Raw genomic sequence first — 10,767 nt, 5'->3', positions numbered from 1 at the left:
ATTAACATTGATTGTCTCTCAATTAAGTGTCCTGTTTCATTAGACCAGTACATACCAATGATCAGCCTGGTTGGCATGCTTTTGAATTAACACGTAATGTAGAAATAGTTGAACACTTTATGTTAGGTGAAGGTCGAACTAAAACAACCTTCAGATGGTCAAAAGACGATTTATCTTACTTTGATGCTGCTGACAACACCATCGTACTTATTGGTGTCAACACACAAGAAGACTACCAATATGCAAAATCACTAGGCGCATACGCAGTTATGGTTGACTCACCGAAAACAGCACAGTGTTATGAAAAACACAAAGAATGTGAATAGGTGATAGATACCCGTAAGCACACTAATAAATAGTGACTTTTGAATACTGTAATAACTTTAAGAGGTTTGTAAAATATAGATTTACAAACCTCTTGTCACTTAAAATGAGACTCCCTAACTGATAGCCTAAACCACACAATCCATAGTTACTCACCTACTCTGCAACATTACACATTTAGTAATACGCCCGACCTCTTTAAAAACATACCATTGACGAACATATAACATATGCGTATTGTTGCGTTTTGATATAAAGGTTAGGTTAGCAAAATTAACACCTATCGATATTCGAGAATACTTGTTTAAACCTTGAATAGGCAATATATAAGGAATATTAACTATGCTTGAGAGACTTAGGCTATATTTAACAGTTTTTATTATCGCTGCTCCTGTAGCTAACTTATCTATTGCAGAAGACATTAATAAATTACATTTTCTGATACCAAGCGTGACCGGCGGAGGGTGGGATAGAACAGCTAAAGAAATAGGTAATGTCTTAGCAAACGAAAAGATTGTAGATCAAGTATCCTATCAGAATCTAGCAGGGGAAGGTGGTGGTGCGGCTATTTCATACCTAATTGAAACTGCAAAACATCACCCAAATACTTTAATGGTAAGCTCTACACCGATCATTGTTCACTCACTCAACGGCATATTCCCCCGATCTTTTCGAGATTTAACTCCTGTTGCCGCTACCATCGCTGATTATGGAGCCATAGTCACTACTCCTAACTCAACATACACCAGCTGGATTGACGTTGTTAAGGACCTTTATCATAACCCTGAAAAGGCCAAGATTGGTGGTGGCTCAGCCAAAGGAAGCATGGACCACCTAGTAATAGCCTTGGCACTAAAAAATGAAGGTTTAGAACCGAAAAAAATACGATATTCATCCTATGGTGCGAGGGCGATGCAGGCTCTGCTTTCAGGTGAGATTAATCTCTTGTCTACTGGCTTGAGTGAGGTTCTCGAGTTGTCTAAATCTGGGCAAGTGAAAGTTCTCGCTATTACAGCACAAAATCGTCTTGAATTTGCACCTGATATTCCAACGCTTACGGAATATGACAACAATACTGTTTTTGCCAACTGGCGAGGTTTTTTTGCAGCACCAGGGATAAGTCAAAAACAGGTTGATAAATGGAACCATGCACTGCAAAAAATGTACAAAACTGAAGCGTGGCAAGAAGTGAAAAAACACAATGGTTGGATAGATAACTATAAAGCAGACAAAGATTTCTATACCTTTCTTGAAGGTCAAGAAAGGTATATAGAGCGTTTGATGAGTCAGCTCGGTTTTCTAGGTTAGAAAACCGCTGTCATTTAATTAGTAAAAGCTAGATTTTCACATATACACTGAAATACAAACTCGCTCTAAACTATTAGGTTAGAGCGAGTTATCGGCTTATTTAGCCCCAAGAGCCACTCTTGATGCTTGTGCTGGATTTTTCTGGATATATTTCAGTTTCAAACAAGCGACTTCAACTAAACCAATTGCGCCACAAGCAGCTTTCTCCTCAAAAGAGATACTTGCTTTATATGTCTTATCAGGATTTTGAATACCACGCACTTGCTCTTCGAGCTTGATCACTGCATCGGCATAGCTCTGTATCAATATACTAACCATATCTCTGCTGATACCCTCTTTCACTACCATACGCATCACCGCAATCGCTGGTACGTCATGATTAGCAGGTTTAATAATATGATCGTTTTCATCTCTGATAGGTGGTGTTTTTTCAAGCGGCATTGTGAAAGCAGGTACTATCCAGTTGGACTGCTTAAGTTTGTCTGATATGTCATGAACAGAGTATTAAATGTCTAGCTACCTAATTACCATTTTTGCCAGCGGGCTTTCATCTCTGCAATTGTCTTTGCATCCACACCATGGATATTCTCATAATTACCATTACATTCAATCACTTCAAACTCAGCGCCATATTGCCTAGCCATTTTAAAGTAAGGGGTAATCTCCCATTTCATAACGAAAGTATTGGCAACCACAACACTCTGTTTGTTTTTAAGGCTTTTACGAACCATTTTTTTACACCAAGAATGCGCTTTCGCTATGTCATCAGGATTGAATTGATACTCGTTGTGTTCATTAATGAAGTACATGTCTGCTTCATAATGGTTTATGCCAAGAGTCTTAGCTAAAGTGCTTTTACCCGATCCTGGCAATCCACGTACAATGATTAGTTTCATTACCATAAGTAACCAATTCGAATAACAAAGTCCTAATTTTACCCTAAAACGTCATAAAAATCTTATCGACATCAAGAAAGGTTTACGTTAGATTTAGAAGTATAGACGTCTAAACAGCCAAGGAAGTAAGCCGTGCCAATTAAGATCCCCGATCAACTACCTGCGAGTGATGTCCTCCGTCAGGAAAACATTTTTGTCATGCTAGAATCAAGGGCTTCAACTCAAGGAATACGGCCGCTTAAGGTGCTCATTCTTAACCTTATGCCCAAAAAAATAGAGACTGAAACTCAATTTCTTCGTCTGCTTTCAAATAGTCCGCTGCAAATAGATATTGAGCTGCTTCGTATTGACGATAGACCCAGCAAAAATACGCCCACAGAACATCTCAATAATTTTTATCGACAGTTTGAAGCGGTAAAAAACCGTAATTTTGATGGATTGATTATCACAGGTGCTCCACTAGGATTGGTACAATTTGAAAATGTCATTTACTGGGAACATCTACAAGCCATTATGGCTTGGGCAAAAGAGCACGTTACTTCAACCCTATATGTTTGTTGGGCGGCTCAAGCAGGACTTAAGCTTCTGTATGATCTCCCTAAACGTACGCGCAAAGAAAAGCTTTCAGGTGTTTACCATCATCAAATTCATCATTGTTTTCACCCTCTACTGCGAGGATTTGATGATACATTTCTGGCACCACATTCTAGATATGCCGACTTTTCGCCGCAATATTTACAAGAGCATACTGACCTCGACATTTTAGCGACATCCGATGTGGCGGGTGTATATCTCGCATCAACCAAGGACAAGCGTAATGTCTTTGTTACTGGACATCCTGAATACGATGCGTTAACGCTACATCATGAATACATTCGTGATTTAGGCGAAGGAATGGAGCCTTCAATTCCGGTGCATTACTACCCCAACGATAATCCAGACAACCCACCCGTTGCCAGTTGGAGAAGCCATGGACATTTACTATTTTCTAACTGGCTCAATTACTGTGTTTATCAACAAACACCTTATGATTTGGACCAGTTTAGCGAAGAAAACTTTACTAAAGATGATTAACACTGTTTAGATGGGCGTTAAATAATCTCACCAAAGATTAGCGGTGTATGAAACGGCTGTGTTAATCCAGCCGATTTATATCAATGAAGGTATTAATTTCAGGTACAAATCTGTTCCTCTATAATATGCTTACCTCAGACATCTTTGGTTTCCAGATGGCGTCTTTCGAAGTGGGAGGCGCTGAAAAAAGTAAAAGACACAAATATACCGAGCACTTAAGTTTTTGGCATTATTTCTATCATCTGCTTAATCTCAGCAATGATCTTGGATGGGCTTTTCCACAGAATAAAGTGCCCTTCGCCTTCAACCTTAACCAATTTTTTTAACTGGCCTGATAAATGGCGCATGGCAAATATTGAGTTATCGGGATCGGCAATGGTATCTTGGTCACCATGGATCAAAGTAACCGGTACTTTGTTTAGAATTTGCCAGTTTTTAGTACTCAATAGTGATAATTCATCAGCAAGGGTCATCATCTCGCCATTTGACGTAGACCAGTTTTGATTCAAAAACAGGCCGATTAACCAAGTATCAGCGAGTATGTTATACCATTTGGGCGTTTCTAGTTCTGGGTCAAAAGCTGGGGCAACAAACACCAAACCATTCACCAGCTCGGGCATTTGTAAAGCTAGAGAAAGCGCTATTGGTCCGCCAAGAGAATGCCCCACCACAATATTCTTTTTGTCACTCGCAAGCAGTGGTTGGAGATGCTTTGACTGCTGACTAATTTTCGTTTCGAGACGATTAGGAGATTGACCATAGCCTATTCGGTCCACAGATATCAATTGCGCATGCTTTAAAAGCCAAGGATCAGATAAATAATCTTGATATCCTTCTTTACTACCAGGAGAGCCATGAATAAAAATCAAGCGATAGTCACTTGATGGATTGCCCAGTTCAACATAAGCAATGCCCTCTTCGGTATAGTGCGTTTCTGTATCTAGCTCAGAAGCCAGAGAAGATTTAATCGACAGTCCAGCCAGAAAGCTAACAATAGTCGCGCAAACCACTTGTTTTCTCACACTTTGTTTCCTTATGTTGCTTACATTCTTGTCATTCAACTCGCACAAATGCGCTGATAATGATGAGACCGGAGAATAAGCGTAATACATTCAAATTAATGTAGAAAATACTGAAATCACAATGCAGATTTTTATTATCTTGGCTGCTTTGCTTTTAAATGCCTGCACCGCTTCATTAAGCAGCGATAACCTAGACTCGACTCAAAGACTTAAAGCCGATGCCAGAATTACACTTGGGATGAATTATATGCAGCGAAGTCATATGGTGAAGGCCAAACAAAATTTTCAGATGGCGCTTGAGCATGCCCCCTGGTATTACCGCTCACAAATTGCGATGGCACGCTATTTTGATACTGTCTCTGATTATGAAAAAGCGCATAAGTGGTATAAAAGCGCACTACGCAGTGAACCAAACAATGGCCAAGTGCTTAATGATTACGGCAGTTTTCTTTGTAAGCGCTCGCAATTTAAGCTGGCTCAAACACAATTTACAAAGGCGGTGACGCTAGACGACTATTATCACATTGCCGATGTTTATCAAAACTCGGCTCTATGTTGGTTAAAAGAAGGGAAACCAGAACAAGCCATCACTCACTTTCGTCATACCCTTGCCCGCGATCCTAATCGGCCACAAACTCTGTTAAATCTAGCGAAATTGGAAATAGAGCACGGAGAGCTTAACCAAGCGTTAAAACATCTAGACCACTTCACGACTACATTTGGTCAACATCCGCTTTCGATAGCGCTTTTCAATGCCTTAGAAGAGAAAAGATCCCAGAAAAATCAAAAAATAAATTAGCCTTTGTGCTTATTTCGTTGCTGTAGGGGCGTATTGCGACGCTTTTTCACCCGCGAAGCGCGCTGAATTTTAAGGTATTCGTTGCGTACAACAAAAACAAAGCCCACCAAACCAATCAAAAAAAGCAGTGCAAATAACACAAGTAACGTATCGCATAGCCATTTGGGCTCACAAGGCATATAGATTTCGAATTCCATCAGCCTAGCATCCTCTGTTGTAAGCTACTGTTCAGGATAGCCGTATTAATTGATTTAAGCCGCCAATACGCCTTACTATTTCGAATCGGTTAGATTTTTCACTATCATAAACAAGCGAGCATCTAGCTCCAGTTGGTGATAATCAGGCTCCATATGACAACAGAGCTGATAGAACGCCTTGTTGTGCTCTTTTTCTTTAAGGTGAGCCAGCTCATGGACAACCAACATTCTTAATAATGGTTCTGGCGCTTGTTTAAACACACTGGCGATTTTGATTTCATTGTTGGATTTGATTTTTCCACCATGTACTTTCGCCACATAAGTATGAAGCCCTAATGCATTATTGATCAGGTGTATTTTGTTATCGTAAGTCACCTTTCTAAGCGGCGCGGTCTTTTTCATATAACGGTTTTTAATCGCCATGGTGTAATTAAATAGCGCTTTCTCACTTTTAATCGTGTGATGCTCAGGATAACGCTGATTAAACCAAGTTTCCAAGCGCCCATCTTGGTACATTTTAGTCACTGGGGTAATAATATGTTCTGGGTAGCCTTGGATATAGCGAAGCGCGGGCTCCATACTTATCCTCACTTTGCGCATCATTGAGTGAGCGCTATTCTAATCGATTCAAGCTTGCCATTCATCTGTTATTGATTACACTCTTGGGTTACTCAATCAGTAGGAACACCTCATGAAACGACTTGTCCTGTATGTCAAAGACAAATGCCCGCATTGCAAAGAAGCGCAGCGCTATCTTGACGCCAAGGGCTATAAATACCGTTTAACCAATGCCAAAATGCAGCGCGGCCGCAAAGAGCTCGACGCCATTGGCGCACGTTCTCTACCGGTATTAAAGATTGGTGACCGCTATATGATTGGCTGGAACCCCAGTAATTTTGAGAAGATGTATCGGGGCTAAGCCTGCTTAGCTGAATTGGCGCTATTAGGGGTAAGTGTGGCGTGGAAGACTTTATCTAGTTTTTTAGAACTGACTGGTTTGGTAATAACGTCCGTGCAGCCTTCTGAGATCATTTTCTGGCGTGTGTGCTCAAATGCGTCGGCGGTACAGCCTATGATTATCGGTGGCTCATCTAAGTTTAGTGACGATATGGTTCTGGCCGCTTCTATTCCATCCATTTCTGGCATATGGTTATCCATTAACACGCAGTCAAAGTGGCGTTGCTGCACTCTCTCAACGGCGAGTTGGCCATTTTCAACCACTTCATATTCAAAGCCTTTGTTGGCAAGAAATTTCCCCAATACCACCGCATTTACGCGCGTGTCTTCAGCAATAAGGGCGCATAATCCGGTACCATCAAATTCTGGAATAACTTCTTGCTGCGTGTTCTCATCGGATATATCGGTTAAAGCAACAGGTAACACAATCGTAAACTGACTGCCTTCACCCATGACACTGCTCAACTCGATGCTTCCCTTCATAGCCTTGACTATATCTTTAGTAATAGAAAGACCAAGCCCAGTACCACCAAACCGTCTGGTCGTGTCGCCTTCGGCCTGAGAAAATGGGTCAAATATCGCCGAGTGTTTCTCTTTGCTGATACCAATACCCGTATCTGACACCTGTATCGTCAACTCGCCTTGGCTTTCTTTCTCGATAAGCGAAACGAACAGACCCACCGTCCCCTGCTCAGTAAACTTCACTGCGTTACTTAATAAATTCTGTAAAATTTGAGAGAGACGCGTCTCATCCGCTCTCAAAGCTTTATCACAAGGTTGAAAATACTCGCATGAAAATTCGAGATCCTTGTCTAAACAAAGCGGCTGATACAATCGCTCAAGTCGTTCCACTAATTCTTTAAGATGGAAATCTCTTTGTTCTAGTTCAAGCTTTCCTGCTTCAATTTTCGAGAAATCGAGAATGTCATTCAGTACATTGAGCATATGCCGCCCTGAATCCATAAAAGTATCGACATATTCTCGCTGTTCCTCATCAAGCGAAGTATTACTAAGCAATTCACCGACACCTAAAATGCCGTTCATTGGCGTCCTTAGCTCATGACTCATCGCCGCTAGAAATTGTGACTTAGCGATATTAGCCGCTTCGGCTTCAACCGCTTTAACTTTTAAAGAACCTTCCAATTCCACCCGCTGGGTAATATCACGTTCAACCGCCATAAATCCCTCAACCTGACCATCTTTTGTATATAGAGGCGTCAAAGCGATTTCAATCCAATAAGCCTGGCCATCTTTACTGTAATTGAGCAATTCAAAAAAACCGGATGCTTGGTGGTCAATGGCTTCTCGTATTTTACGTGTGGTTTCTTTGTCGGTTTTTTCACCCTGCAGCATATCACCGGGTTTTTTACCCATCATTTCTGCTTGAGAGTAGCCAGTGAGGCGTTCAAATGCACCGTTAACCCACGTAATTTTGGTGTAGAGGTCGGTAAAAACCACGGCATCGCGCATATATTTAACCACTCGAGCAAGCTGAGCAGATTCCGCTTCTTTCGCTTTTAATTCTATGGACTGTTCGTAGAGTTGATGCTCCGACTCGGCTAAAGCACGAAATGGAGAAACCAGTACCTGCCGACCAAACACAAACATCACGAATAATGAAATACCTGTCGCAATAGCCATACCAATAAAGAGGCTTTGAGTCAGATTCGATTCAGCATCGCTGACTAGCTGCGGGGAGACAGAATAAAGTAGAGAAAGCTCAGTCCCTTCGATAGGAAACTTATCGATCTGCCAAGTATTGGGTGGCGTCATCTTCCAGTTCAACCTGTCCTGAGCGATACCAAACCAATGCATATTATCTGTACCAAGGCTTTCAAAGAAATCACTTTCAGCGACCGGAGTTATATAAGTTCCCAAACCTTCAGCATAACCATTGTACAAAACAGGTGATGTAAGTAGTAAGTAGTCCTTGTCATCGCTTTTAAAAAAAGAATAAGACACTCTTTCCATTAGAGATTCAGTTTCAACACCAGACACAATATAATCTTCGACAACCTGAGGAAGCTTGCTTTCTTGGTAAACTAAACCACCAGAAAAATCATATAGATTGATGTAAGCACTCTCACCAGCACCTTTGAGTAAGGAGAGTTGATCAGCAAAGGCCTCCTCATTCGATACACCCTCTAATGTGGCCCCTTTAGCCACAGGGTGAGAAGTAATACGTTCGAGCCGTTGTTCGTGAAGCTTAAAAAACTCAAACACATAACGTTCTATTGCGACAAATTTTACTTTCAAGCTTTCATTGATAAGGATCTGAGCGGTATCACGAGCCTGTTGCTTAACAAACAAAAAGCTCGCGAGCATAAAAACAGAGGCACCGACCATAAGGAAGACGCTAAACAGGTGCATCCCATTTTTCTTATCAAACTTAAACAGGTGCATCCCATTTTTCTTATCAAACTTAAACATGCTCCTTAATAGCCTTCTTACTGTTAAATCGATTTCGGTAACAGTTTAACCGCGTCTTTTTCATCATACATTGCCATGCAGTAATCTTTGCTGCCGAGTGCTTCATGAGCATCAAAGTTATCGTCACTAAATCGCGTATAAGGTTTTTGATAAGTTTTGACCAAGCCTTGCACCGACCCATTCATCGATTCTAATGCACCTTTTATTGCCGTTCTGTTGGCTTGAACATCCTGTGTTAACTTGACCTTACTTGCGGCTGCAATTAACACACTGGCTATATCGTAACCATGAATAAAGCCTGCCGGCGCCTTAATATTGGTTGTTTCAAAATAGGCAGGGAACATTGTCTTGGCTTTTTCAAATACCGTTTGGTTAAAGCTGTTACTTTCAGAACTATAAAAGTTAAAGCAAGACTGAATAAAGCGCAGTTTTGCTTTTTCCCTAACTTCATAAGGCACGTTTTGCGCAAACTGCCCGCCAGTAATTCCCCAATGACTGTAGATTGGCATGTTAATACCCGTCTCTGACACACTCTCGATGATGAGCTTACCTTCACGACTATTCGCGACCAACAATGCACAATCACCGCCACTGGACTGAGCCTCTCTGATCAAAACTCGCGCATCAGTATCTTTGATCCCCCAATTAAACCAACTGGTTTTCACTTTGCTTTGAAGTTGATCTGGCAGGGCTCCCATCATCGCCTTGTGATTAGATTTACCCCAACCAGTATTTTCGAGCAACAGGTGAGGCTGTTTGCAACCGTTGCTTAAGGCGTAGTCAACCAGTATTTTCCCTACTTTGGAATCATCGACAGATAAACGAAACACATAGTTTTCATCAGCCGAAGGGTAGCGTGTAATCGGCGTTCCCGCCGCCCATGGTACCAAAGTAAGAATTTTTGATTTATTAATATATTCTCGGTATTTTATAAGAGGAGGTGAATGCAAACCTGCCACGTAGACAAGTCCTTGAGGATCGTCCAAAAAGTGCTGCATATTTTTTTTACTTCTCAGCACATTGCCCCTGTGATCCGTCGTTATAAACTCTACCGGCACTCCTGCAATTTGATCACCGTGCTGAGAAAAGGCAACCTTAATTCCATGTTCGATGGATAAAGCAGACTCTAAATGCCCTGTCCTATCTGCATCAAGGTATATCCTGACGACATCCGGTTGGCTTGCCTTAACCGCAAATGCTGACAATATAAAAATCAAGATCCAAAGCAGTCTAACCATAATTTGTGTCCACGCTTTTCATTCTTAGTCTCTCTATCTAGACTAGGAAAGTACGGTCATTTTTCCAGTAATTTGTTGACTTACAAATATAAAAATAAGCCTCTCATTAGATAGCAAACTCCACTGCTTCTACACATACTGTTTGATGAATTCGATGAAAGTTCTATCAGCTATAGATAAGTATCCATTCCTTCTCCACGCAAGCGAGAGTCGAATATGCACTGGGTCATCAAAAGGTATGGCTACAACATCCGCTTCGTTATCTGTAACCAGTTTAAGAAGCGCTGTAATCGCAAACTCGTTCTTTACAACACTCAAAATCAGAGGCAGTAGATTAGTCTCGAATGAAAACTTAATATCTCGCTTGTATAGGCGGGCTTTATCCTCAACGAAATCTCTATGAAAATAGCCGGGCTTAAACATAACGAGTTCATGGTTAAAAAACTCTTCAAAGTTAATACATTTTTGTCTGTGCGACGTGAAGTCGCATGAAGCGCTGTTCACCGCGATAAGAGTGAACCG

Annotated in this window: 13 protein-coding genes; 5 read left to right on the top strand and 8 right to left on the bottom strand. The window is 41.2% G+C overall.

Features of this window, described 5'->3' with window-relative positions; all coding sequences use genetic code 11:
- Positions 1 to 119: 119 nt before the first annotated feature.
- Positions 120 to 326, top strand: coding sequence for a hypothetical protein (locus AAFM34_RS18865; protein WP_341665520.1), 207 nt, complete (start codon positions 120 to 122; stop codon positions 324 to 326).
- Between the two features lie 340 nt (positions 327 to 666).
- Positions 667 to 1,632, top strand: a complete 966-nt coding sequence (locus AAFM34_RS18860; protein WP_341665518.1) for a tripartite tricarboxylate transporter substrate-binding protein — start codon at positions 667 to 669, stop codon at positions 1,630 to 1,632.
- Between the two features lie 96 nt (positions 1,633 to 1,728).
- On the opposite strand, the gene AAFM34_RS18855 is transcribed toward AAFM34_RS18860, so the two are convergent.
- Together AAFM34_RS18855 and AAFM34_RS18850 are read right to left on the bottom strand one after the other, a co-directional pair.
- Positions 1,729 to 2,073, bottom strand: a complete 345-nt coding sequence (locus tag AAFM34_RS18855; RefSeq protein ID WP_341665516.1) for a hypothetical protein — start codon at positions 2,071 to 2,073, stop codon at positions 1,729 to 1,731.
- 83 nt (positions 2,074 to 2,156) lie between these two features.
- Complete coding sequence (locus AAFM34_RS18850; RefSeq protein ID WP_371833286.1) at positions 2,157 to 2,528, bottom strand: ATP-binding protein; 372 nt, start codon at positions 2,526 to 2,528, stop codon at positions 2,157 to 2,159.
- A 132-nt stretch (positions 2,529 to 2,660) separates the two neighbouring features.
- Here AAFM34_RS18850 and metA point away from each other — a divergent pair, with 132 nt between their 5' ends.
- Positions 2,661 to 3,602: a homoserine O-succinyltransferase gene (gene metA / locus AAFM34_RS18845; RefSeq protein ID WP_341665513.1), complete on the top strand. Its 942-nt coding sequence runs from the start codon at positions 2,661 to 2,663 to the stop codon at positions 3,600 to 3,602.
- Positions 3,603 to 3,817: 215 nt separating this feature from the next.
- Here metA and AAFM34_RS18840 read toward each other — a convergent pair whose 3' ends face one another.
- Entirely contained in the window at positions 3,818 to 4,624 is an 807-nt protein-coding gene (locus AAFM34_RS18840) for an alpha/beta hydrolase (protein ID WP_341665511.1), read from the bottom strand.
- A 121-nt stretch (positions 4,625 to 4,745) separates the two neighbouring features.
- Between AAFM34_RS18840 and pilW the strand changes: the two genes are divergently transcribed.
- The gene (gene pilW / locus AAFM34_RS18835) at positions 4,746 to 5,423 is read left to right on the top strand and encodes a type IV pilus biogenesis/stability protein PilW (RefSeq protein ID WP_341665509.1); all 678 of its coding nucleotides are present in this window, start codon (positions 4,746 to 4,748) and stop codon (positions 5,421 to 5,423) included.
- Here the strand turns inward: pilW and AAFM34_RS18830 are convergent.
- Together AAFM34_RS18830 and AAFM34_RS18825 are read right to left on the bottom strand one after the other, a co-directional pair.
- Positions 5,420 to 5,620 (bottom strand): hypothetical protein, encoded by a 201-nt coding sequence (locus AAFM34_RS18830; protein WP_341665507.1) that lies wholly within the window; start codon positions 5,618 to 5,620, stop codon positions 5,420 to 5,422. The genes pilW and AAFM34_RS18830 overlap by 4 nt on opposite strands.
- Positions 5,621 to 5,695: 75 nt before the next feature.
- Complete coding sequence (locus AAFM34_RS18825) at positions 5,696 to 6,199, bottom strand: M48 family metallopeptidase (RefSeq protein WP_341665505.1); 504 nt, start codon at positions 6,197 to 6,199, stop codon at positions 5,696 to 5,698.
- A gap of 112 nt (positions 6,200 to 6,311) precedes the next feature.
- Between AAFM34_RS18825 and AAFM34_RS18820 the strand changes: the two genes are divergently transcribed.
- Positions 6,312 to 6,539 (top strand): glutaredoxin family protein, encoded by a 228-nt coding sequence (locus tag AAFM34_RS18820; protein WP_341665503.1) that lies wholly within the window; start codon positions 6,312 to 6,314, stop codon positions 6,537 to 6,539.
- Here AAFM34_RS18820 and AAFM34_RS18815 read toward each other — a convergent pair.
- The 3 genes from AAFM34_RS18815 to AAFM34_RS18805 form a co-directional block, all read right to left on the bottom strand.
- Positions 6,536 to 9,007 carry an ATP-binding protein gene (locus AAFM34_RS18815; RefSeq protein WP_341665501.1) on the bottom strand — a complete coding sequence of 824 codons (2,472 nt, stop codon included), beginning with the start codon at positions 9,005 to 9,007 and terminating at the stop codon, positions 6,536 to 6,538. The two genes, AAFM34_RS18820 and AAFM34_RS18815, sit on opposite strands and share 4 nt — an antisense overlap.
- Before the next feature lie 23 nt (positions 9,008 to 9,030).
- Positions 9,031 to 10,245: an ABC transporter substrate-binding protein gene (locus AAFM34_RS18810; RefSeq protein WP_341665499.1), complete on the bottom strand. Its 1,215-nt coding sequence runs from the start codon at positions 10,243 to 10,245 to the stop codon at positions 9,031 to 9,033.
- A 129-nt stretch (positions 10,246 to 10,374) separates the two neighbouring features.
- Positions 10,375 to 10,767: LysR family transcriptional regulator substrate-binding protein (locus AAFM34_RS18805; RefSeq protein ID WP_341665497.1), on the bottom strand; the 393-nt coding region annotated here is incomplete at its 5' end.

The organism is Vibrio sp. (assembly GCF_038138445.1).
Lineage (GTDB): Bacteria > Pseudomonadota > Gammaproteobacteria > Enterobacterales > Vibrionaceae > Vibrio.
This window is presented reverse-complemented; position numbering and strand designations above follow the sequence as displayed.